Origin of the sequence: Chryseobacterium rhizosphaerae (assembly GCF_003385455.1) — a bacterium.
In the GTDB taxonomy this organism is placed as follows: domain Bacteria; phylum Bacteroidota; class Bacteroidia; order Flavobacteriales; family Weeksellaceae; genus Chryseobacterium; species Chryseobacterium rhizosphaerae.
Genome location: NZ_QNUF01000005.1, coordinates 1 through 25412, shown reverse-complemented (window position 1 = coordinate 25412; position 25412 = coordinate 1). Strand labels below are relative to the sequence as shown.

Sequence of the window (25412 nt, the reverse complement as noted above, 5' to 3'; positions counted from 1 at the left end):
TTAAAATCATTTGAATTAATATTCCCAGTCAGCATCCGTTACCACTCTTCCATTGATTCTCTCATGTAAAGCCTGAAATACCACGAAAAGAACAGGAACTACAAAAATTCCTAAGATCGTTCCGAAAAGCATCCCTGAAATGGCAGCATATCCGATAGAATGGTTACCCAACGCTGACGGACCTACTACAAATATCAACGGAAGTAATCCGGTAATAAATGCTAAAGAGGTCATCAAAATAGGACGCAAACGGGCTTTGGCCCCCTCAACGGCAGAAGCAATGAGGCTTTTGCCCGCTCTACGTCTTTGTATAGCAAATTCCACAATCAGGATACCGTTCTTGGCCAAAAGCCCGATCAGCATCACCAGTGCAATCTGAACATAAATATTATTAGACAGGTCAGCCACTGTAATCCCGACAAATACTCCTGATAGTCCCACCGGAATAGCAATCAATACTGCCAATGGAAGAATATAGCTTTCATACTGAGCTGATAAAAGGAAGAAAACAAATACAATACACAATCCGAAAATCATCACCGACTGTGAGCTGGATCCTGCTTCTTCACGGCTCATTCCTTTATAATCATATGTATATCCCGGAGGAAGTACCTGTTTGCTTACTTCATCAATAGCTGCCATGGCTTGTCCCGTACTGTATCCCGGAGCTGCCATTACAGTTAAATTAGATGAGTTAAAAAGGTTAAAACGGTCTACCACTTCAGCTCCTGTCACTTGTTTTAAGCTTACCAATGTATTGACAGGAACCATTTGGCCCAGGTTATTTTTAACGAAGATTCCGTTCAGGGATTCTTTATCCTGTCTTGTCTCAGGAGTGGATTGTACCAATACTCTATAATATTTTCCAAATCTGTTGAAATCCGAAGCCTGAATACTTCCATAATACCCCTGCATTACGCCTAATACATCAGAAACATTGACTCCCAGCTGAGCAGATTTCACTTCGTCGACAAGGACTTCAAACTGAGGATAGGTAACATCAAATGTTGTAAATGCTACCGCAACTTCCGGTCTCTGCATCAAAGCACCCATCATTCCATAAGATATGTTTCCTAAATTCTGAAGTTCGCCATTCGTACGGTCCTGAAGCACAAGCTCCATTCCGCTGGTATTTCCAAAACCATCTACCGTTGGGGTATTGATCACAAGGAAGTTAGCTCTTTTATCCTGAGAAAGTATTCCCTGGGTTTGCCCTATAATGTCATTGATATTACTGACAGCTCCTCTCTGCCCTGCTTTTTTTAATTTAACAAATATAGAAGCTGCAGAAGAAGACATCGAACCACTGAATAAGTTCAGCCCGTCTACAGAAATCACTTTATCTACGGCCGGATTTTTCATCAGAAGATCTTCTGTATCAGACACTACTTTTGATGTTCTGTCTTTCGATGCTCCCGGAGCAAGATTCGCTGTAACAATAATGAAACTCTGGTCTTCATCCGGAATAAACCCTTTAGGGGTGGTCATAGACATCCATGCAAACAGTCCTCCGAATGCAAAGATCAGGATGAAAGCAATCCATTTCTTTTTCAACAGGAATAATACCGCTTTTCCGTAACGGAATGTCAGTTTATTGAAGCTTGCATTAAAACCGGCAAAGAAGCGGTCTTTAAAATTCATTTTCTCATGAGCACCACCGTGATGCTGTTTTAAGAATAGTGCACATAATGCCGGGCTCAGTGTCAGTGCGTTCACGGCAGAAATAATAATGGCAATAGCTAAGGTTAATGCAAACTGCTGATAAAACAGTCCTGTGGAACCGCTCATAAAGGCTACCGGAACAAATACCGCAGACATAATCAGGGTAATGGATACAATAGCTCCTGTAATCTCACTCATAGCAGACATCGTTGCCGCCCTCGGATTCAGTTTTTTATGTTCCATTTTAGCATGGACAGCTTCTACGACTACAATGGCATCATCCACTACAATACCAATAGCGAGCACCAGAGCAAATAAGGTCAGGATATTGATGGAGAACCCAAAAACTTTCATAAAAAAGAAGGTTCCCACAATAGATACCGGAACTGCAATGGCCGGAATCAAAGTAGAGCGGAAATCCTGTAAGAAGATATACACGACAATGAACACAAGGATAAACGCCTCAATTAAAGTATGAATCACCTGTTCTATAGACTGATCCAGCGCTTCCTTTGTAGCATAAGGAATTTCATAAGCCATTCCTTCAGGGAAAGATTTTTCCAATTCTTTCATTCTTTCCTGAAGGGCAATTTGCACTTCATTGGCATTGGATCCTGCCATCTGGAAAATAGCCATCGTTACGGAAGCCTTTTTGTTATAATTGGAAGAAACCGTATAGCTGTAAGCTCCAAATTCTACTTTGGCAATATCTTTTAATTTTAAAACAGAACCATCATTCAGTGCTTTAATCGTAATATTTTCATACTGTTCCGGTTCTGTGAATTTTCCTTTGTAACGAAGTACATATTCCATTACCTCTTTACTTCTCTCTCCCAATCTTCCCGGTGCGGCTTCAAGGTTTTGGGTCTGAATAGCACGGGAAACTTCTGCAGGAGTAAGATTATAGGAGGTCAGTTTATTCGGATCCAGCCATATACGCATTGAATAATCTTTATTTCCGTATACCATGGCATCTCCTACTCCTTTTACCCTTTTTAATTCAGGGACAATATTGATCTTGGCATAGTTTTCAAGGAAAAGATCATTCATAGAACCATCTTTACTCGTCAGGGAAACCATGGCAATCATACTGTTTTGCCTTTTCACGGTAGTAATTCCGGCCTGGATTACCTCAGCAGGAAGCTGGTTGGTTACCTGTGCTACCCTGTTCTGAACATTAATGGCTGCCTGATCGGGATCTGTTCCCAATTTAAAAATAACCGTAATACTTAATGTCCCGTCATTACTTGCTGTAGAAGTAATATAGTCCATATTTTCCACTCCATTAATCGCGTTTTCCAGGGGTGGAGCTACGGACCTGGCAATCGTTTCAGCGTTGGCTCCCGGATAGGCCGCGGTTACCATTACGGTAGGCGGTGCAATGTCCGGAAATTTTGTGATCGGCAGGCTTACCATACCCACAATCCCCAGAATAACAAGCAATACGGAGATTACCGTTGCCAGTACGGGTCTTTTTATAATTTTCTTTAACATGATTTCTTCTTACGATTTTTTCTGTTGAGCATTCTTCTTCTGAGCCACTACAGGAGTACCCGGCTGTAATCTGTCGAAACCGGAAACAATGTATTGATCGCCAGCCTTAAGCCCGGTAGATACGATGAAATGATCTCCTGCTTTTCCATTGACCTCAACAGGCAGCATGGCTGCCTTTCCATCTTTGATGGTAAATACAAAAACTTTATCCTGAATCGTTCTTGTAGAAGCGATAGGAAGTAAAACAACATTGCTGTAAAACTGATCCAGCACTATTTTTCCGGTATTTCCACTTCTCAAAATATTGTTTGGATTGTTGAATTTCGCTCTTAAAGTAATAGAACCTGTAGTTTTATTGAACTGTCCTTCTACAGCATCAATTCTTCCTGTTTCAGCATACTTCTCCCCACCCGAAAGCAATAAAGAAACTGCCGGTGTATTTTTGATCACTTCATCAATATTGCTTCCCGTATATTGTTTCTGAAAATTATTAAAATCATTTTCACTCAGGCTAAAGTAAGTGTACACCTGATGAATATCTGAAAGCAGCGTGATAGGATCCTGATTTCCGGGGGTCATTAAGCTTCCCAAACGGTAATTGAACCTTCCGATAAACCCGCTTACCGGTGCCTTGATCACAGAAAAATTAAGATTAATCTTTGCAGATTCAATAGAAGATGTGGTCTGGCTTACCGCTCCTCTTGCAGCATTATAAGATGCTTCCGCCTCTTTTACCTGAATTTCCGAAACCATTTTATTTCTGAATAGCTCCTTCTTTCTGTCCAGATCAATTTTAGAGGTGGAAAGGTTTGCCTGAGCAGTAATCAAAGCTGCCTGGGCACTTTTAAGCTGCTCCCTGAAGACCTGATCTTCAATTTTGAAAAGAGGCTGCCCCGCTCTTACAAAATCTCCTTCGTCCACAAAAATTTTACTTAAATATCCCGTTACCTGAGGTCTGATTTCAACATTAGAAATTCCCTCTACAGATGCTGCGTATTCCCTGGAAACAGAAGCGTCTCCCTGCTTCACTGTTTCTACAGGAAGTTCCGGCGCCTTCTGCTGATAAGATTGATTTTGATCGTTTTTCCTACATCCCGCCAAGACAATAAGCGAGAGGAAAACTATGGTTGATTTCTGAATTAAAAATCTTTGCATAACAATATTCCTTTTAAATTTACCGCACAAAATTCGAACGAAAAAAATTCAATAGGATTATTCAAAAAACTTCTTGTTTTGTCAAAAAGACGCCTAGTTTTTAAAAACATGAGAAATATCATTTATAGGTAATTCAAATGAGAGATATTCATATTTTTAATCAAAATTATACTTTAAATTTAGCAAAAAGACGTCAATCAATATAACTCATTCATTATCAGTATAAATCATCTTTTCTATATTCCAAAGGAGACCTGCCCGTATGTTTTTTAAAAAACTTACTGAAAGAGGCCTGGTCTGAAAACTTCAGCTGCAAAGCGACTTCATTGATGTTTAAATTAGGGTTTTTAAGCAAAAGCCTGGCTTCCACAGCCAATACCTGATGAATAATTTCTCTGGGAGATTTAAACATCGTTTTATTAATGACTTTGGTAAGGTATTTCCGGCTGATGCATAATTTATCAGCATAAAACTGAACATTGTGCTCTTCTTTGAAATGATCCTGAACCAGGATAAAAAAACTGGTGGTAAGCTCATCTTCTCTATGGGTAACCAGATGTGGTTTTTCTATTTTTTTGAAATAATTATCAATCTCGTAGATCACCAGCGAAAAGTGATGCCAGATCATTTCATTGAAATAATAATTGTCTTTTTCCTTATTATTCAGCACTCTCAATTCATCAAGATGAAATTGAAGCTTTCTGTACATATCAGGCTCATTTCTGATGATATGAGTAGGGTCTGATGACAGGCTTTTTAACACATTATTCGACTTATAATTAAATCCTGCCTGAGAAATAAAGTCTACAGAAAAGAAGATATATTTGGCGTTATAATCCTCAGCGATATTTTCTACCCAAAAAGTTTCTGCCATTGGACAAAAAACGGCATCTCCCTGAAATACCTCATAGCTGGTATCATCGAGTCGAAAACTGACACTTCCCCTCTGTACTAAAAAAATACAAAAATAGTCTGAACGGTAAGGAATATTAGGTTGTATAATGTAGTTTGCTTTGTCAATTTCCATGACAACAAATTCTTTGATCCTGAGATCAAATTCTACCTGTTCCAGAACTTCATCAAAAGCCAATTGTGAAACAAAATCAGGTTCTGTCTGTTTTTTTTTAGCCATCAAAGATAGATTAGGCCACGAAGGTAGTGAATAAAAAAATTTCGAAGGCTGAAATAGAACAAAGGAATACAAGGTAAAAAGGATGACTGTTATTTTTAACGGGCATACGTCTCACTTTTTCGCTTAAAATATTGTTTTTATGTTTTGGCTAAATGATTACTCAATTATTGATAAAGCATTGCATTATCCACCAGCCCTACTCCAACCAGAAAATATATAGCACAATGAAAATAGACAAATCGGTACAACCACCTATTTGCCCTTTATACTACCTCAATAATCAATTCCTTGTCATACCCATTATATTTTTCATCAATATATCCGTGTGGGTTACAGATGACTTCGGTTTGTCCCACTTTATACCTGCAGGGAGTATGAATATGTCCATGAATCCAGTACAATGGGTGGTGCTCTATTATCAATTCCTCAAGATTAGAAGCATAGGCGGAAGTCAGTGGATCTTCCTTATAATTTTCAGGTACAGATTGAATGCTGGGTGCGTGGTGGCTGACTACAATATTTTTAAGTCCTTTTGAATTTTCAAGACTTTCCTGCAACCATAATTTTGAAAACTGATGTATCTTAAACGTATCTACTGTTCTCAGTTTTGAATAAGACGGATCACGTTTTATCATTTTGTAATCATTCATTTTAGGCTGACATAGCATTCCGTACTCCATAGCATTCCCGAAAATCGAAAAATCAGTCCATAATGTTGCTCCATGAAAACGGATTCCGCCAATATCCACAGAAGAATTTTCAAGTACAAAAACATTTGAGCCCTGAGCCGCTTCTTTAATTTTGTAAAGCGTTTTTGGATATGCTCCTTTATAATATTCATGATTACCAAGAACATAAATTACCGGCTTATCCTGGATCTTAGACTTTATCCATTCTACTCCTTTGGTTCCTAAGTTTACATCTCCAGCCAATATGACAACATCCGAATTGTCAAAACATAGTTCAGTACTTCCAAATTCCTGATGAAGATCGCTAATGATTTGTATTCTCATGCTGCAAAAATAAAAAGAACAAGTTAATATGTAAACCATGAATACTTTTTTCCAATAAAAAAGAACCGGCACTCAGTACCGATTCCTCTCTCATATAGTTTGTGTCATTTTAAGGCCGCTTATGATGAAACTGCCATCTCAGCACGTTTCACTTTTAAGCTTCTTATTATAAAATAGGATAACATTCCCAGTGCTAAAACAGCGTAACCAATCAGAATAATCAGATTCAGACTTCCCACCGCAAATTCTGATGGAAAAATCTGACTCATTAAAGTCATGAAGGATAAACCAATCCCAGCTCCCAAGAAGTAACTTGTAGAACTCAAACTTGATGCCACACCGTAATTGGAAGGTTCAACATCCTGAATTCCCATGACGGATAAAGCTGTAAAACAGAAGGTCATTCCAATTCCTGAAATACACGCAGCTCCCAATAACACTAGTGTTAACGGGTGTCCCGTATAGACAGACGCCAATAATAATACTCCTCCCGTCAGCATAAATAACCATCCAAAAATTCCCATTTGGGAAGAATTTAATCGTTTAGAAACCTGAGGCAAAATAAATTTAGCGGTCAAAGCAGATACAATACTGAAGGGAACCAGCATTAATCCTGCTGAAGCAGCGCTGTATCCCATATCTTTCTGAAGCATTAACGAAATCAGAAATAAAAACCCAATAAAGAATGCTCCAAGACTAAAGAAAGCCGCATTAGAAACCACCAATGACTTATATTTAAATAGTTGTAAATCAATTAACGGTTCAGCTACAGACCTCAATCGGTAGAAGACCCATACTAAAAGTACCACGGCAAGTACTAAAGATCCTATCACCAGGAAAGGCTGCTCTTTAATATGAATCAGCTCATGCGTTCCATAGGTTAGGCTTAAAAGACCTAATACCATCAGAATCCCTGAAACAGCATCCGTTTTCTGCACGGTTTCGCTTTTCTCATCTTTTGGCAAATAGTAGTAAGACAGGATCAGTGTTATTAAAAGAATCGGAACATTGATCAGGAATACCCAATGCCAGCTTAGATAAGTACTGATAATCCCTCCTACAGAAAGACCGCTTCCGGAGCCTATGGCTGCAAAAGAACTGAAAATTCCAATGGCACGGTTTCTCTCCTGTTCCTCTCTGAAAGTATTCGTCACAATAGACAATGCTGACGGCATTACAAAAGCCGCTCCCAATCCCTGCAAAGCACGGAATACAGCTAACGATTCAAAGTTTTCAGATAATCCGGCACCTAATGATGTCAACATAAAGATGAAAGCTCCCAACAAAAACATTTTCTTTCTTCCCAGCTGATCGGAAAGCTTTCCGCCAATGATCAGAAAACCTCCAAAAAATAATACATAGAGGGTCTGCAACCATTGAACGGTGCCTGCACCAACATGAAACTGTTCCTGAATAGAAGGAATCGTCAAATTAATAATGGCAATATCCAAAGCCTCTACAAATGTTCCCACCGATGCTAAAATTAATATTACATTCTTCCTTGTATCCATATATTCAAATTTCCTGCAAAATTAAAATTAACAGAACATATGTGAAAATTTTACAGTAAATTTGGAACAATAATACAAACAGATGTAAAATTAAAGAACAAAACATCTGTATCGACAAAATATTACGCTAAAAACAGAACAAATGCCAACAGAAAATTATACTCCGGACGAAAAAGACCTGTCTATTCTCCGTCTTCTCCAGAAGGATGCTAAAATGAGTGTCCGGGATATTTCAGCAAGGATCAATCTAAGCCCCACTCCCACTCATGAACGTATTAAGCGTATGGAAAAGCTAGGGATTATTAAAGAATATACTGCCGTAGTAGACCGTAAAAAGGTGAATAAGGGAATGATGGTCATCTGTATGATTGCCCTGAATGTTCACAATAAAAAAACAGCAGGAAAATTCATTGAGGAGGTTGGAAAACTGAAGGAAGTTGTTGAATTCTATAACATCAGTGGTGATTTTGATTTTATGTTGAAAATTCTGGCTCCCAATATGGATGAATTTCATGAGTTTTTTGTAAACAAGCTATCAGAAATTGAAGGAATTGGCCAGACAAAAAGTATTTTCGTGATGAGCAGCATCAAAGAAAGCGCTCAAATTCTTTAGTTCTTTCAGCATATATTCAGCTTCATTTTCGGGTCCCCCGAAAGATGATAAAGAGATATCGGAACTGCATAAAAAAAATTAAACACTTTCACTTATTTTAAGATTTTAATCCATACTCTTTTCTTGTTTCCTACAGAATCATATTTCAGTTTTAAAATTTTAATTCCCAGGCAGCTCCCCAATAAAAATATCTTATTTTTTTCGAAAAAAACACAATTTCCCAAAAGCTTATTTTATAATAAAAAACATAAAATTTATGTTTTTTGGTGTTTTTTATTATTCAAAAATCACCTAATTGGGAGGTAATAATTTGTATAGTTCACGTTAAAAATCATTTTCTATTTCTTTTATTTCATTTTCAAATCAAAAACAATAAAAAATTAATTAACTGATTATCAACAACTAAACAAACTACACACATACATAGTGTAGCTGTGTCGTATGCTATTTTTTGGAAATATTTATCATTAATAGATATGTTTGCAATGTGAAAAATATAAACTTGGAAAAAAAATAAAACCACAGACCTTAAAATTAGTATAGAAAAAGTAGAAAGTGAATTGCAAGCCTCCTCCTTTAAAGTGATTTAGATTTAGTAAAAGTAAAAAACACAACACAACTGATAAGAACACAAATGATGAAACTAAAAGGGGGAGGCTTTTTAAAAAAAATTAAACAAATAATATCAAAATAGAAACACAAATAAAAAAGAAGCCTATCAACACATTACATTATGATGAAAAATAATATCTTACAATACAACCCATAGGGAAGTATTTTCCTGGATGAATCGATCTTAAGATATTACAACTTATATTATTTGTTTATTAAAGGTTACCCCATACCAATGGGGAACCTTTTTTAAAGTTCTGAAAGATGGCTATATCCCTGATACAGTATATTCCTTCATTCATAACAAAACTACCCAACAATATTAGTACGTTCATTTTTCATAAAAAACAGCTGTATAGAAATTATACAGCTGTTTTAAACAGATCTTTTTAAGATCTGTTTTTATGATGTAGGGTTTATTTCCAGTAATTCCAAACTGATCCATCAAATATGGCCAATGTTTTACTGGCTGTATCATAACAGATCATGCCAGGATATGGATTCTTAACGTTGATATGAGGTATTGTCACTTTTGGAAGGATCATTGCCTTATCCTGAGCTTCCAGCACCAAAACTCCATCTGCAGAGCTGGATGATGCCCCGATCACGACACCTTTTCCTGATTCTGCTGAATTATTGACAAGTACAGCATTTGAATTTCCGGCATCTGACAAGTCTTTCCACCCATCATTTTCATATACTTTTACTTTTTTATCACTTACATCAAAGATAAAAGTTCCATTGACCAAAGCTCCCGTGGAAAGCCCGGAGGTTGCCGGAAGAATTAATCCTTTTGTGTTACTGGAAACATTATTAAAATCCAAGACCGTACTGTTTCCGTCTACGGATTGTTTATCAATAGCTACCTGGGCAAAAAAGGAATTAAAAATGATAAGAGCAACTGCGATACTGATGTTTTTTATATTTTTCATGTGTATATTATAGATTAGATTAGTCATTACAGCTTTTTTCAATGCATTTCCATTCTGTACCGTTATAAAGCTTCACACATTTATCCTGAATATCATATAAAAGCATTCCCTCTTTTGGGTCAGCGATAGCATCACCAGGTTGTGGTGTCTGGCTTACATGCTGCACTCTTGTAATGACAAAACCTTTATTCTGAGATTCCAAAGCAATGAAACCGTTAGGAATATTCTCCGGCCACACCGTATTTTTCTGTTGTACAGTAATTCCAAACTTAGTAAAACCATCAGGAGTTCCTAAAGCACCGGGCTTTGTACAAACATCATCAATTTCATTGATAATAGTAGGAGCATTACCACAACTCATTTTATCATTTGATAATCCATCAGGCCATAAAGACGGACATGTAGCCTGTGTGGCATTTGGACCACAGAAACTTGAACCACCAGCACCAAGATCACTAACGGATCCCATAGCAATGGCTACAATCTGGCTATCATCACTGATAACAGATCCGGGACCTCCTCCACTTACATCAGCTTTTGCAATACAATAAGCCTTTCCATTGGGAGCTCCTATATATTTAACAGAAGGATAAGTTGTTGATTGTTGGGTAAATGTTCCGCATATTTCCACAACACTCCCTGCATCCATTTCTATAACAGAGCTGGTTCCTGGAAATGCCCCCATAAAAGAAGGATCCCCTTGAGAAACAGATCCGGTAAGGGATAGAAATGATTTCTTTCCTAATTTAATTTTTGAATTTCTCTGAGTTCCGAATGTTCCAATCGTAATGGATCCCGTAGATTTCACACTTGCTCCATCCAGGATATCCAATTCCCCATTAACCTGAATATCAACAGACTGTAACTGCCCGGATTGTATAATAAGTGTTGCCCCATTGGGAATTGCAATACTGCTGCTCACCGTAAGGTTTCCATTCAGGCAATAGGTATTACCCGTAAGTATTGCCTGACCTGTATAAGGAATACACTGAGCATTGACCATGCCGTAGAAAGCAAAAATTAACAGAAAAAATATTTTCTTGTTAATTACGATAAAATTTAAATTATTCACATAACTTTAAGCTATTTTAACACATTTTACATATTTTAATAATTAATATGTAATTTTTTTTATGTGTTGAGGGCCTAACTTACAATTAACATACCAAACTAAAATCTGATATTAGAATATTTATCATAATTCTGCGGTGAAATTTATAATTCTGCAAAGGAATAATTCAACAAAAAGAGATTAAAACAATACCTAAAAAATTAAATAACAATACATTAAGATTAAAAGCACCTATATCCATTTATTAAACATTTCCTTATTATTTAAAATTTCAATAACAATATCACAAAATAATAAAATGACATTTCTCATGATATCTATACCACGTTTACTTACAGCTTCTATACAATGCCTTTTTAAGCCCAACAAGATAATAGATAATGTGTATGATAGAGTCTATTAAAAATCTGCCGTAAAAAGCTTAAATTTGCAGCATGAATAACGATACCATTTGTGCACTGGCGACAGCCAATGGAATAGGTGCTTTAGGCATTATCAGAGTTTCGGGAGATGAAGCATTACCCATAGTTCAGAAAAGTTTTCCGGGTAAAAAACTGGAAAAACAGAAGTCCCATACCATTCATTACGGATATTTTATGGATGGTGAAGAAGCAATTGATGAAGTGATGCTCTCTATTTTTCTGGCTCCGAAAAGTTTCACCACAGAAAACTCAGTGGAAATTGCCTTCCACGGTTCGCCACATATTGGAAAACGTATTCTTGAAACCCTGATTAAAAATGGAGCAAGAATGGCTAAAGCCGGAGAATTTACCCTTCGTGCTTTTATCAATGGAAGAATTGACCTTTCCCAGGCAGAAGCAATTGCCGATGTTATCGCTTCAGAAAATGAAGCTTCCAGAAAGGTTGCCATTAACCAGCTGAAGGGAGGAATTACCAACGAGATCTCATTCTTAAGAACCGATCTTCTGAATTTTGTTTCTCTCATCGAACTGGAGCTTGATTTCGCTGAAGAAGATGTGGAATTTGCCGACAGAACCGCGTTGAGCGGACTGCTGGATAAAATTGAATTGAAACTCAATTCTCTTATCGAAAGCTTCCAGTACGGAAATGCCATTAAGAACGGAACAGCCGTTGCTATTATCGGAAAACCGAATGCCGGAAAATCTACCCTTCTTAACGCTCTATTAAAAGAAGAAAGAGCTATTGTAAGCAATATTGCCGGAACCACCAGAGATACCATTGAGGAAGTACTCCATATCAAAGGAAATGCCTTCAGATTAATTGATACTGCGGGACTTCGTGAAACGGTAGATGAAATAGAAGCTATCGGAGTAAAGAAAGCCAAAGAAAAGGTTGAAAACGCCAATATCCTGGTCTATCTGGCTGATGCTGCTACAGAAGACTTTTCAGAAGATATTGAAATGATCACCTCATTGCTGAGAGATGATCTTAAGCTGATCATCTGTGCTACCAAAATTGATGAAGTAATCCCTACCAAATATGAAGCAGTAGAAGATATTTTCAGAAGTGCATTCACCCATGAGTTTGATTTCATTAAAATCTCTGCTGTTGAAAATCAAAACATTCAGGATCTTAAAAATGAATTATCATCTTACGTTGAGCACTTAAAAACGGAAGAAAGCAATGTAGTGATTACCAACCAACGTCACTTTGAAGCTTTGCATAAATCACTGGACGCTGTACATCAGGTAAAAGAAGCTATTTCTGTTCAGATTTCTACAGAACTTCTGGCGTATGAACTGAGAAATGCCCTGGAACACCTTGGAACGATATCAGGGGAAGTCACTAATGACGAAATATTAGGAAATATCTTCTCGAAATTTTGTATCGGGAAATAGAATACATAAACAACTTAAAATCAACGATCTACGTTAAAATAATAGAATTTAGAAAATATCCAGTAAAGCGCTATTTTACAGCGCTTTATGTATTTTAAATAAAGAAATTAACGTTATAAATCACTTGAATTTGTCCCCAGTTTTGTCCCCCAATTCTAACCTAAAAACTTCAAGATTTTACAGGTTAATTCACTGCACTTAATAAACACTATCATACTATAAATAAGCTAATTACTATTTATTTAAATATAATTTTCCAGAATTTTTACCAGCTTTTTCAAATAATCTATTGAAGAACAATAATTAGTCTATTCTTCACTTTGAACAATTTATTGTATGCATTTAAAGGTTAATTTACTGTACTTAATGAGCCTAACTACTATGTAAATTGATTAATAACGATCATAACTTGATTTCTAAGATTCTCATCCATTTTTTATGACTCCCTTTGAGAGAATTTAGCTAGCTTATTTTAGACTTTGGACAAATTACCGCATTCATATACAATTATTTGTTTTCAAGATATTACAACTGATTAGAGTAAAAAGCAATGAGTACAAATATTCATATATTAAAAACATGCGAATATTGTGGATCAGAATTTGAGGTCAAAACCACTGTAATAAGGTTTCGCAACCAAAGATGTAGAACAAGAATGTATAAGAAACATAATAAATATTCATTTCCAACTATAGAAAATCAGACTTTATGTTATCCTACAGTGTCAACCTACTCCCTTTTGATTGCCTTACAGTAAAAGAAGCTTCCCATCTTATAGGCTGTGCTCCAAGTACGATTTATGATATGATAAAAAAAGGGAAGTTATCTTATATCAATTTCAATCAAAGAAAAATTAGAGTTTTAAAAAAAGAAATTGAAAAGATACTATATGGAAGCAAAACAGGAGTATAATCTTTTAAATTTAGAGATGAAGAGATGAAGGTACAAAAGCAAAAGACTGTTGGACAATTAATGAAATAACCCGTTGTGCATTTTAAAATATGCTTGACTTTAGATTGTTGATTTTTTTTGTTTAAATAGTTTTTATTAATAAATTGAACAATTGTAAGAGCTGTAATCTTTGCTAACACTCTTGTTTTGAATCCTTCAAAAGTTTTTTGCATAATTCCTTCTTATCATAAATTGGTCACATAGCTGAGAAAATAATGTTTCAATTCTTTTTCTGTGCTTTTTAAACAAGTAAAACTGTGGTTTGTAGTCTTTTTGGCTGATTCTTTTCGGAGTTTCCAAGGTAATATTAGCGTAATTAAACCAATCTACCTGTACCTCTGATGAGAGATCACCTTTATCACCAAGCAAAATATAATCAGACAACTGTTCTTTAATATCCTTCAAAAAATGAATATCATGAATAGATACCGGACTTAGTATACTCTGGAAAACACCGCTCACAGAACAAACCACATGAAGTTTGCAGCCATAAAAAGACATTTGCTGTGATGCGCAAAAACCTCTGTTAGGATAACAATACTGTTCCTCTTTACATATTTTAGAGCGTGTGCTTCTGGAGATTTTGCAGATTTCCAAAAGCATACTGTCAACAATAAAAAAATCTTCAAATTCATTAAAACTCAGAGCTATTTTTAAACGTATTTCATTGACTTTTATATATAATTTTCACTGTCAATCCCCATATATTCGGCAGTCAAGACGAGGCGATCCTTCATTTTGGAAACACCTCTCTGATAAGATAAAAGTGTTTCATCTGAAATTTTCAGTAAAACTTCAAAAATTCTTTCGTAATTTGCAATTAAGTTGTTCATTGTAAATGTTTTGTGGTAAAAACATTTACAATGAACAACTTATTTCTTTTTATTCATAATGCACAACGGGTTAATATGTAAATATAAATCGGTACATTAAGGGTATGTGTTATTGTCAAAAATAATTACTAAAATTCCATACACGAGGTTAAAATTACCAATTATCGGGTTATACTTAACGCCCCTCCTGCAAGTGGAAATGCCCCTACTCCCTCAACAATATAAAAGTGAGTGGGATATTTTACAACCCAAACATTAAAGCCCTCTCTCTGAACAGTTTGTCTTGGGGCGAGATTATATGAAGGATTGGTAGGGCCTGTAGGATTTGTATCTGTATCATTTGCTATAGCAGTAGCCAAAATAGCAGAACCTTGACTTACAAGATTTGGAGCATACAAAAAAGGTTGGGCATTATCTAAATTCCATTGTCTGGGTTCCCATATTGCTCCAGATACAATATAATTATTATCTTTAAACGGTACAGCAAAATCAATCCTGAATACGGAGTAATGTAATCTTTTAACTCTGGCAATATTTACAGCACCTGGTAATATTGTTGCCAATCCACCATCTGGCCCTACTCCTGTTCCTGTTGCTGCATAATGTTCAAAATTCACTTGTGAATATCCAGTAACACTTCCTCCATTTCCACTTACATGTGAAAATAGCCTCCACTCAGAACCGTTCCAAAAGTAATATCCGGGCTGTAAATTAGCGCCCTTATTATAAACAAGAAGCCCCACAGGCTGGTTAGAAATGTTATTGTCTCCATCAGCATTCAAATCATAGGTAAGATTCTGTAAATCAACCCTTGGGGTAAGAATCCCTTTATCATCGGCAATAACATCTAATTTAGCGTAGGTATTTGGGGTTGTCGTTCCCGCCCCTACATTTCCATTAGCAGTGACAATAAAATCATTCAATTGCTGACTGCTCAAAGGGCTATCTAATGCAGGGTTATCTTTAGCACCATCTATATGAAAAGCACCTTGTGGGTTTGAAGTATTCACTCCCACCTGCCCAGAAAGAAACGTACTGAGCAAAATCATAAATAAACTAATATTTCTCATGTGTTATATATTAAATTGGTTAATACTATATTAATTGAATCAGCTATATTTCAAGAATTTTGATTACAGGAATTACTCTCCCTTTATGAGGAACTGGGGAAAGTATCCCCAGCATCCCATAAATACAAAGGCATTGGTCTATGGATTATTTTAGAAACTAATACAGGTATAGTTCTATTTATTTTTAAGACATTGCAATATTAAAAAACAATCTTCGGCAGATGTCAAAACATAACTACTCACATCTACTCTTTTAACATCCTACATCTACTCATCACCTGAATACAACTACTATCCCCTGAAAAGGAGATGATTAAATCAAAACAATAATCATGTCTAATTTCAAATTTGTTTTTGATGGCCGATGAGACCTTCTACGGATTCTGTACTTTATATTTTCTACGGCGCTTATTGTTGTTGCCTTGAATACATTAGGTGCATTCAAATATATCATTATCAAAGTTTAATAAAGATTTGTGGTAATAGTAGGAATGATATAGAAATAATTACCATCAATCTACTTTTATAATAATACTTAACGATAAAAACAATTAATGGACAGCTACTATATTTCATTATCCAATTGTGCCACTACACTGTGTGGCAGTCTAAATCATATCATTTTTAGATCAAGCTAAATAAATTATATTATCTTATCTCAGAGGTTGTAAAGCCAAATTTTTGCTTAAATGAAGCATAAAAATGAGAAAGGTTTTCAAAGCCAAGATCCAGATAAAATTCAGTAGGCTTTTGTTTTTTGTGTTTTATTAAATAGTGGGCTTCCTCCAGTCTTTTATCTTTAAGCCAGAGCTTTGGGGAAGAATTAAAGATCTTGGTGAAATCCCGCTTGAATGTTGAGACACTCCTTCCGGTAAGCTTTGCAAAAGAATCAAGAGGAACATTAAACATGAAATTTTTATTCATAAATTCCTCAAGATCAACCTTATATTGCTTCGTAAAATCAAATAGAATATACTTAAAGTCTGGGTTACTGTCGAGGATAAGCTCAATAGCTTCCCTGATTTTGAGTTCAGCCAACCTTGGTGTTGCTTCTTTAGTCTTATTAATGTATGGAGCAAGAGAAAGGAAATAGCTCTGTAAAAAATCATTGGGTTCAAAAAACATTTTCTGCGTTTCCTCAAATCTTTTATCTATTACAACCTTGTTTTCCATAGCATAACGTTCCAAGACATCCTTATCTAATGTAATAGCTATAAACTTATAATTACCAGACCTTGAAGGATACTTGATTGTTCTTATCAGTTGATTTTTCCTGACAAATACAACTGTATTCTCTTTGATAACCGTAGTTCCTTGATCATGAACAACATGAGTTTCACCGGATAACTGGTACCCTAAAAAATGTTCAGGAAAAAATTCCTCAACTCCCCTATGTTTCTCAAAGACACAGGAGTATACCAATCTGTCAAATATTATTTCACGCATTACTTCCATGATACAAATTTCAGAAAATTAAATGATTACACCAGCTCCTGAGCTTGCAATTTCCCTATCCTGGTCAACTGTTCCTCCAGATGCTCCCACTGCCCCAATGACATTTCCTTCTTTATTCCTAATGACAATACCTCCTGCAATGGTTAACAATCCTTCATTAGAATTTATCATCCCTTGAGCGTGCAATCCAGCACCTGCAATGATACTTCCCATTACATCACTATCAACTCCGAACATTACTGCTGTTCTCGCCTTTTTCATAGCAAATTCTATAACACCAAAAACACTATTATATCTTGCAAAGGCAACCAGATGACCACCTGTATCCACTACTGCAACACTCATTGGCACTCCCAATTCCTTAGCTTTTTCAATTGAGGCATTCACTATCTTAGATGCCTCGTGATAATCTATACTCATTTTACTAATTATTACTTAAAAAATTATAGAAGAAAAGCACAGATACAGATCTGTGCCCTATCATATTTTAGACTAACTTTTTGCAGTCCATGCCTCTGCTTGAAGTTTTTTCACGAAATCTTCAGTTTCCTTAGGAAATACGTTTCTAAAATTAGAATTATCATCCAATGCTACATCAACAATACATTCTGCCATTGCCTGTGGATCCAGTTGCGCACTCAATGCTTCTGAAACCCCATCAAATACATGAGAAGATGTAAAGTTAACCTCAGGATTATACCAACGGAAAATACTATCAGCCCCACGGTCATTGAAACCAGTACCAAACATTCCCGGATTACAGGTTGCAATTTTAATATTGAAATCTGCAAGTTCAGTTTTCAATCCTTCCGCAATAGCTTCCATTGCGTGCTTTGATGAACAATATGCTGCCACATACGGCACTGTCCATAATCCTCCCATTGATGTAGTGAACACAATCTTACCCGGCTTCTTTTGTTCAACAAATTTCTTGATGAATCCCTGTGCCAGTGCAAGCCCGCCAAATACATTAACCTCAAACATAGAACGGATCAACTCAATAGGTTGCTCTGCAATAGGTCCACCTTCCATGATACCTGCATTACTTATTAGAATGTCAATATCATATTTGCTATGTATATAAGCAAGATCTCTCTCATTCGTTACATCAAGTTTATCAACAATAAGATCAACTCCTTTTTCTTTTGCCTCACGAATAAGATCACTCATCTGTGGATACACTTGTGCAGTTGCAATTACTTTATGCCCTTTTCCTGCTAAATCAAATGCCGCGATTTTACCAAAACCACTAGCCGCTCCTGTAATTAAAATTGTTTTCTTCATATTTTTGTTTTAAAAATTACGATGTAAAGCTACATCTCCTATATTTGTTTTTTGTTTGTAATCGGTTCAAAATTATATTTCTCAAAAGTCCACCCATTCAAGAAGTCATCTATTTAAATCTTTTCACAATTTTGTCAAGCCCAGTCATCTTCGCCTCTATCTCTCCTGAAGCTATCAATGAGAAAAATCGTTGGAACTCCTAATACTCCATAGTTCTGAAAATTAATTCCAGATTTCCCTTGATAAGCGGAAAAAATACTTTATAGAAGGAGTATAATTCAAGATGGATACTGAAGTGGGGATTCTCTGTATAGATACCCACCTGGCTGAACATTCTTGCATAACAGAGAAATATTATAAGGATAATTATTAGGGTAATTATTGTTTTGTTCATATTCAATTGTATTTTTTAAGTGAAGTACTAATTACTTAGACATGACAAGAGAAATTATTTTCAGACTAATGATTTCCCCTTCATTCCTCCTATAACATTAGAGTTAGGATCAAAATTTAATTTGATCAAACTTATATTATTATAAGACTCAAAATTGCGTAGAATAAACAACCCTACACAGGTTTTATAGTGAGAAATTCAGGATTTTAAACATTATATCTTTTCAAATTACTGTAAATATGAAAAGATTTGCTTCACAAATAGAACTCCAATAATTATAGATTCTAACCTTCCTTAAAATATAAAATCGATGTGTTTTTCAATGCATGATAGGCAAAAAAGAATAAGATATTTTCCGAATTAATTACAACAAAGTAAATTTCTTTTCATTTGTTCATTTTAATTTTGCAGAGTTCGGACATCCCTCATTCTTGAATTCCCCACAACATTCCTCACTACACAATAAAGAAAAAACAATGAAAAAAAAGCAAACCATTATCTACCTCTTGATGTCTATTGTTATACCTTCATCATATACCTTCGGACAGATAGGAATCAAAACCTCCAACCCACATCTCAGTTCTGATCTAGATTTAGGCTCTCCTGACAAGGCATTACTACTGAACCGCGTGCCTAATATTTCTAGTATACAATTACCTATCAATGGAATGGTTATCTATGACCTCTCTGAAAAGTGCATGAAAGCTTATCAAGCTGGACAATGGACTTCTTGTTATGATGGACAGACCGGAGGTAACGGTACCGTTACCAGTATCGACTGCAACTCCGTACTTTCTCCGGAAGCAACTGCGGGACAAACTTCTTACAACGGATCGTTTGTAGTAAGTTATACAGGCGGAAACGCAGGAGATTATCCTGCACAGACATTAGTTTCTGTACCTGAAGGATTTACGGCAAATCTTACAGCAGGAAATTTTAATAATGGCAATGGAATTGTAACCTATAGTGTTACAGCAAGCATTGTTCCGACAGGCGGAAACTATAACTTCAATATTGTATTGGGCGGAAAGATTTGCTCTAAAACTATAACGGTCTCACAAGGTGGCGGCGGAGTATTACCTCCAAACTTTACATTGGCACAAAACAGGATACAATATATTGCTTCCATTTTTGATAATAATTATCTTCCTTATACTATTCCTACAGGCCCGGCTACAACTACGCGCCCTGTAGATGCTGATGGAACAACAGATCAGTTGATTGATTATCAAGGATCCATTACCGAAGCTGGTATTCAGGTACAAATTCCCATAGCCGGAGCTTCAGGTACCGGAATAATTGGAGAATGGACGAATACAATAAGTATTCCTGCTTTTCTGACAGAGGATGGAAAATCCAGGCTGCTACAGTTATCCTGGATACCACAAACCTATACTTCTGCTTCTAAATTCATTACAGCAACTATTAAAGCCATAGGAGGACCTCTTAAGGCAAAGAAGCTGGACATAAACGCTGGACTAGGAAGTGATTATTTGGGTATTCTGATGGGAACCTTCCAGTATCCTTATAATAATGCTGGTTCCTTTTCCAATTACGCAGTCCGGGATATCCCCGGTATTCCTGATAAAATGTTTGGGAAAACAGATAACGATCCAACTTTAGGACAACGTCATAACTTTATTTATGTTCCAGTTCAGGGAGAAGATGGTAAAGTTTGGCTGAACAATAACCTGGGAGCAAATTATACCAATATCAACAGTATTGATTTTAACCCAGGAGCTCAGGCCACCTCTCATAATGACTACAGGGCATATGGCTCACTTTTTCAATGGGGAAGAAAACCTGATGGCCATGAATTGATTGCTTACACTTCAGAGATTACAGGTAATTCTATCAATTCTGTTACAACAAATAGTAAGAGCGATAATCCCAATCATACAAAATTAATTACTGCAGGGCAGACTCCTGTAGACTGGGCAGTAACCGATAGCCCTACAAAATGGCAACAAGAATCCTCATTGAATAATCCTTGCCCAATAGGCTTTAGGATTCCTTCACGAACAGAATATGTAACCTTACTTACAACAGCAGGTATTACCAATGCAACAATAGCATCTCTTTCGAGCCTAAAGTTTTCAATGGGAGGTATGAGATCTGGCCTTTATTCATCTACTAGCAACCAAGCAACTAATGATAATCTTAATTTGCCTCAGGACATTGGTATTGGAAATTCTTCATATTGGACATCAAATCCTGTTTCGGGATTGTCTGATTTTGGAGTAGGCGTCAATTTTATCCTTAATATGGTTAATACAAACAAAGTTATGTCCAGAGTGGAGGCTCACTCTGTTCGATGTATAAAAAATTAATTCATATTTTCATTAAATCACTCATTCAACTAATATGATCAATAAAACTAAAACTATAATATTACTGGCATTCACATGGGGTTCTTTTGTTTCAGCTCAGATTGGTATAAAAACGGACAACCTCAATCCAAGTGTTGATTTGGAATTGGGATCAGCAGACAAAGCCCTTATCCTTAATCGAGTTGCTAATACTAATACGGTCTCCAATCCTGCCAATGGGATGCTTATCTACGATATGTCTGAGGATTGTGTCAAAGTTTATCAAGCGGACAAATGGTCGAAATGTATATGGAATAATCCTTTGAATCCGCTCCATAAAAGTCCAAATCCAGGCACAGGTTCGTCAGTTGTTCAGGAATCTATTTTGAAAAAATAAAGCATCGTCTAAACAAAAATAGTAAATATGGATATTTCATATTCCGAAATGACTAGAAAAAGAGACTATTTCATATAGATATAAAATAGGAGTGTCTTTTGTTTCATAATTGATTTTTATAGGCAAACCAACTAAGGTAAACAATCTACCTTAATTGGTTTGTTCTTACATTTTCTTACTTTAAATAGGATTTATATTTCAAATTCTTTATTCGAAATTTACACATAACTTTCCAGCATATATACTGTTCCGTGAAAATTGGATATTTTGTACAGGACAGTAATAAAGTTAATTTTTACGTAGAATAAGTAGAATAATAAGAAAGCGATATTCCACCCCTTTTGAGTATGGTAATACCGCTTTTAAAAATGATGATAAACAAAGGTAACTTTATAATTAACATAAGTATGTATCATTCATTACCTTTGATTTAGATCTGCCATCGTTATATGAATTTCATATCTTCATGATGTTTTGTTGAAAAATTACTATTTCTTACTTTGAATAAAATATAGAGCAGGTACGAAAAGAAAAATAAGCCCTGATATGTATACTGTTATCAAACTTAATGGGATACTTAATAGATACAGCCCCATTGTCAACCAGCTCATCTTCCTATCAAACTGTATATTCTTTTCATTTTCAGATCGAGTGATAAACTCCTGAAAGATTGCGTAGAAAAGGACGACCAATGTGGTAACAACACCATAGAACACATGGTTCGATGTATCAAAAAAAGATTCACTTAAATGTGCTGTAGCAGTAGGGATAAATGATATTACAAACAATAGTCCGAAGTTAATCCAAACGGAATTAATGCTTATCTTCTCTTTATGGAGTGTAATGCGATGATGATTAAGCCATACAATGACTACAGTCACAAAACTCATGGCATAAACAAATATCTGATATAAAATACCAGGTAAATGTGCCAATGATAAATTAGGAATCTTAATATCCATAAGCATCAGAGTGCTTATCACGGCCATTATCCCATCTGTAATGGCGTCCAATCGTTCTTTTTTCATAGTCATTAATAACTTAACAACTAAATTATCAAATCTAACATCCTCATTTGTTTCCCCATAGCTCAAATAAATATTACTCAAAGGCTAGTTCATACTATTTTCCATAAGAGGATGTTACATATCATTTATAATAGAGCACCCAACTGTTATTTCTTAACAAATACACTATGAGGAATTACGATTTCATCACCCTCTCTTCCATATTGCGGAACAATGAATCCTTTAGGTTCATATCGATTGGTTCCCGAATTATAATACCAGTTTGCACAGCCGCTTATTTGTAATTTGATATGTTGGATATGATCATATACTAATTCCTGGAACTCTCCAAAATCCGGTAGAGACTTATGCAAATCATCAAGCTCCTGACAATATGCATCATGTAATTTCATCGCTTCCGTACAAGAGTCCTGATAGGATAAATTATACTGATTACTCAGAATGAAGATGATGTTCAAACTTTCACTTTCTATTTCAAGTTCTTTTTTTATAGAGGCAAAATCATTCTGAATAACAATAACCAGAGAAAGTATTTCCCTGCAGCGCTGTACAATGGGATGATTATAGAGGTGAACAGGTAACGGGGAGTCAGTGGCAGGATCTATCAAGTCTCCGTAAGGCCACATACCGATTGAGTATTTCCTGAAACTCAGATAATGAGCAAGCAAGGGATAGGTTCTATTTTCTACTTGCCTGAAAGGAATTTCCTCTGCCATGCCATACATGATGAATTCATAGAAATTGATGGAGACACGGTCTATCCAAAATTGTGGCATTCCATTAGCCAGCCACTCTTTTCTGGCCTGTGCCATTTGTCGGAGGATTCCAATTTCATCCGGATTGGGCTCATCCCCCATCATTACCTCATAAACCCTATCGGCTATAACTTGCAATTCATCTCTTGGTGTTATCCCAAAATAATCATCAAAAATAGTGATATAAATCATCAACCTTGCACAAGGACGCATAAGATCAATACTTTTGCAAGTTGGGTTCATATAAGTGGCAACCCGAGACAAAAATTGAGGCTTGCATCTCTTTATTCCTTCTTCAGAAATAAAAGTATAGTCATTGTCATACCATTCTTTTTCCTCTTCATCAAAAGCATTGGCAATAGGACTCTGGACTGTTTCCCAGGGATAATAGCATTTAGGAACAATTAATTCTTCTCTGATACTCATAGGTTTATTATGTATTTAAGATTATATGATTATTATATTTCATTTAGTTTTGCCTTCAGCTCTCCGGCATCCGGAAAATCCATAGCATTATATCTTCCCAACTTTGTAGATATATTCTTCCAACCACTCAAAACCATGCCCATGTAATGTACCCAATTAATAACCGCTTCCTGCCACTCGCCGAAATCCGGAAGAGAGACTTGCAATGCCAGGAATTCATTCAAGTCTTCATTATGCAGACGTAAATCTTCAAGGCATGCCTCCATCAGAGACATTTGTCTTTCGTTCTGAATGACCTTCACTATGTTATAATAGACGCTGTCTGTAGCTTCATCTTTCAAGACAGACTGAACTTCATTGAAATAGGTAACCAAATGACAGGCTAAAGTTTGTAAACGTTGTATTACCGGATTTGCATGAATTTCCGGTGGGAGAACGATTCCTGTTTCCACTTCAGTAAGTTGAAGGAAAGGATACAGGCAAATAGAGTTTTCGCGTAAAGCAATACACTCTACTACACTGGGATAAGTTTTGTTCTTCTTATAGATCAGCTCTGTTTTCAATCCCATAAAATATTTATCGATCATCTGTGTAAAACGGAAAAGTGATTCTTCCGGGATAAACTGTAACAGCTCCTGTCTCAAGGAAGCCAGCATTTTACCCAAAGGGATTCCGGAATCTTCACCGGTAACCTCACCCCTAAGTACAGCAATTGATTGTGCATGTACATATTCGATGTTTTCAAGTTCACTTTCTTCATAGAGGTCATCATTATACAAGGTCCATAACATCAGTCTGCAAATTGGCCTCAATCGTTCAGGAGAAGCCGTAGGAAACCAATGGGAAGCAATATGTGCCGTCTTGGTCATCTTATACTTCTTACGAAGGTTGGGGTTTTGTTCGTAGAGCCAAAGATACTCTCCATCAATCCATTGATTCTCTGTTATTTCCTGCAATAGATCCGCATTAGGGTTCTTTAATGTAGGGAACGGATACTTAAATTGGGTTTTAAGTAGTTCAAGTGTGTTCATAGTCTTATTTTTTTGAATTTGACACAGGCTAATTACCATCCGAATATCCACCCAACTTGAGAAACAAATGGACAAAGGATGATGTACAAAAACTCATAAAACTCAGACTTAAAATGAGGTCTGAATATTTAGTTGTTTTATTATCGGAATGTAAAATGAGGTTGGAAGAATTAATTCCAAATCAATCACTATTGACGGTATAAACAATGGATTGATTTAACATGCGGTTCTACGTTAGATTTTAATACCTGCCTAGATAGTGGGGAAAGCAAGTTATTAGAAAATAATTTTCAAAAAAAAAATCAAATTCTTATCAATTACTATTAATGATTATATTTTTTATGATTGAATTTTGTTTCACTAAATTTAAAAAAAAAGATAATATATTCAAATTTTTTTTCACATTAAATTGATTTTCAATAAAAAATAACAATGTAAAACACTAAAAAACAATATATTAAAC

General features: G+C 35.9%; 19 protein-coding genes and 1 pseudogene. 5 read left to right on the top strand and 15 right to left on the bottom strand.

Going from position 1 to position 25412, the window contains the following annotated elements:
* Nucleotides 1-15: 15 nt before the first annotated feature.
* From DRF57_RS05660 to DRF57_RS05640, 5 genes are all read right to left on the bottom strand, one after another.
* Nucleotides 16-3156, bottom strand: coding sequence for an efflux RND transporter permease subunit (locus DRF57_RS05660; protein ID WP_115917348.1), 3141 nt, complete (start codon nt 3154-3156; stop codon nt 16-18).
* 9 nt (nt 3157-3165) lie between these two features.
* Nucleotides 3166-4311, bottom strand: a complete 1146-nt coding sequence (locus DRF57_RS05655) for an efflux RND transporter periplasmic adaptor subunit (RefSeq protein WP_115917346.1) — start codon at nt 4309-4311, stop codon at nt 3166-3168.
* 217 nt (nt 4312-4528) lie between these two features.
* Nucleotides 4529-5443, bottom strand: coding sequence for a helix-turn-helix domain-containing protein (locus DRF57_RS05650; protein ID WP_115917344.1), 915 nt, complete (start codon nt 5441-5443; stop codon nt 4529-4531).
* A gap of 263 nt (nt 5444-5706) precedes the next feature.
* The gene (locus tag DRF57_RS05645) at nt 5707-6456 is read right to left on the bottom strand and encodes a metallophosphoesterase (protein ID WP_115917342.1); all 750 of its coding nucleotides are present in this window, start codon (nt 6454-6456) and stop codon (nt 5707-5709) included.
* A 119-nt stretch (nt 6457-6575) separates the two neighbouring features.
* Nucleotides 6576-7967, bottom strand: coding sequence for an MFS transporter (locus tag DRF57_RS05640; protein WP_115917340.1), 1392 nt, complete (start codon nt 7965-7967; stop codon nt 6576-6578).
* Between the two features lie 142 nt (nt 7968-8109).
* Between DRF57_RS05640 and DRF57_RS05635 the strand changes: the two genes are divergently transcribed.
* Nucleotides 8110-8580, top strand: coding sequence for an Lrp/AsnC family transcriptional regulator (locus tag DRF57_RS05635; protein ID WP_047486679.1), 471 nt, complete (start codon nt 8110-8112; stop codon nt 8578-8580).
* A gap of 1028 nt (nt 8581-9608) precedes the next feature.
* Here the strand turns inward: DRF57_RS05635 and DRF57_RS05630 are convergent.
* Nucleotides 9609-10124: a hypothetical protein gene (locus DRF57_RS05630; protein WP_115917562.1), complete on the bottom strand. Its 516-nt coding sequence runs from the start codon at nt 10122-10124 to the stop codon at nt 9609-9611.
* Nucleotides 10125-10143: 19 nt separating this feature from the next.
* Nucleotides 10144-11196, bottom strand: a complete 1053-nt coding sequence (locus DRF57_RS05625; protein ID WP_123863289.1) for a hypothetical protein — start codon at nt 11194-11196, stop codon at nt 10144-10146.
* 434 nt (nt 11197-11630) lie between these two features.
* Between DRF57_RS05625 and mnmE the strand changes: the two genes are divergently transcribed.
* A complete protein-coding gene (gene mnmE, locus DRF57_RS05620; protein WP_047486685.1) occupies nt 11631-13016 on the top strand; it encodes a tRNA uridine-5-carboxymethylaminomethyl(34) synthesis GTPase MnmE in 1386 nt (461 codons plus the stop codon).
* A gap of 708 nt (nt 13017-13724) precedes the next feature.
* Entirely contained in the window at nt 13725-13928 is a 204-nt protein-coding gene (locus tag DRF57_RS05615; protein ID WP_081988935.1) for a helix-turn-helix domain-containing protein, read from the top strand.
* 86 nt (nt 13929-14014) lie between these two features.
* On the opposite strand, the pseudogene DRF57_RS05610 reads toward DRF57_RS05615, so the two are convergent.
* The 5 genes and pseudogenes from DRF57_RS05610 to DRF57_RS05590 all read right to left on the bottom strand — a co-directional run.
* Nucleotides 14015-14800: pseudogene (locus DRF57_RS05610) on the bottom strand (IS982 family transposase); the annotation flags it as partial.
* A 161-nt stretch (nt 14801-14961) separates the two neighbouring features.
* Nucleotides 14962-15870 (bottom strand): hypothetical protein, encoded by a 909-nt coding sequence (locus DRF57_RS05605; protein ID WP_123863288.1) that lies wholly within the window; start codon nt 15868-15870, stop codon nt 14962-14964.
* Between the two features lie 648 nt (nt 15871-16518).
* Nucleotides 16519-17316 (bottom strand): helix-turn-helix domain-containing protein, encoded by a 798-nt coding sequence (locus tag DRF57_RS05600; protein ID WP_228450280.1) that lies wholly within the window; start codon nt 17314-17316, stop codon nt 16519-16521.
* 27 nt (nt 17317-17343) lie between these two features.
* Entirely contained in the window at nt 17344-17745 is a 402-nt protein-coding gene (locus tag DRF57_RS05595; RefSeq protein ID WP_047486691.1) for a GlcG/HbpS family heme-binding protein, read from the bottom strand.
* Between the two features lie 72 nt (nt 17746-17817).
* A complete protein-coding gene (locus tag DRF57_RS05590; protein ID WP_047486694.1) occupies nt 17818-18609 on the bottom strand; it encodes an SDR family oxidoreductase in 792 nt (263 codons plus the stop codon).
* A gap of 870 nt (nt 18610-19479) precedes the next feature.
* On the opposite strand from DRF57_RS05590, the gene DRF57_RS05585 reads away from it, so the two are divergent.
* Both DRF57_RS05585 and DRF57_RS05580 read left to right on the top strand, forming a co-directional pair.
* Nucleotides 19480-21333 carry a fibrobacter succinogenes major paralogous domain-containing protein gene (locus DRF57_RS05585; RefSeq protein ID WP_123863287.1) on the top strand — a complete coding sequence of 618 codons (1854 nt, stop codon included), beginning with the start codon at nt 19480-19482 and terminating at the stop codon, nt 21331-21333.
* Between the two features lie 34 nt (nt 21334-21367).
* Nucleotides 21368-21709, top strand: a complete 342-nt coding sequence (locus tag DRF57_RS05580; protein WP_047486699.1) for a hypothetical protein — start codon at nt 21368-21370, stop codon at nt 21707-21709.
* Between the two features lie 488 nt (nt 21710-22197).
* On the opposite strand, the gene DRF57_RS05575 is transcribed toward DRF57_RS05580, so the two are convergent.
* The 3 genes from DRF57_RS05575 to DRF57_RS05565 form a co-directional block, all read right to left on the bottom strand.
* A complete protein-coding gene (locus DRF57_RS05575; protein WP_157969878.1) occupies nt 22198-22722 on the bottom strand; it encodes a TMEM175 family protein in 525 nt (174 codons plus the stop codon).
* A 161-nt stretch (nt 22723-22883) separates the two neighbouring features.
* Complete coding sequence (locus tag DRF57_RS05570) at nt 22884-23918, bottom strand: terpene synthase family protein (RefSeq protein WP_115917334.1); 1035 nt, start codon at nt 23916-23918, stop codon at nt 22884-22886.
* Between the two features lie 32 nt (nt 23919-23950).
* The gene (locus tag DRF57_RS05565) at nt 23951-24949 is read right to left on the bottom strand and encodes a terpene synthase family protein (protein WP_115917332.1); all 999 of its coding nucleotides are present in this window, start codon (nt 24947-24949) and stop codon (nt 23951-23953) included.
* Between the last annotated feature and the right edge of the window lie 463 nt (nt 24950-25412).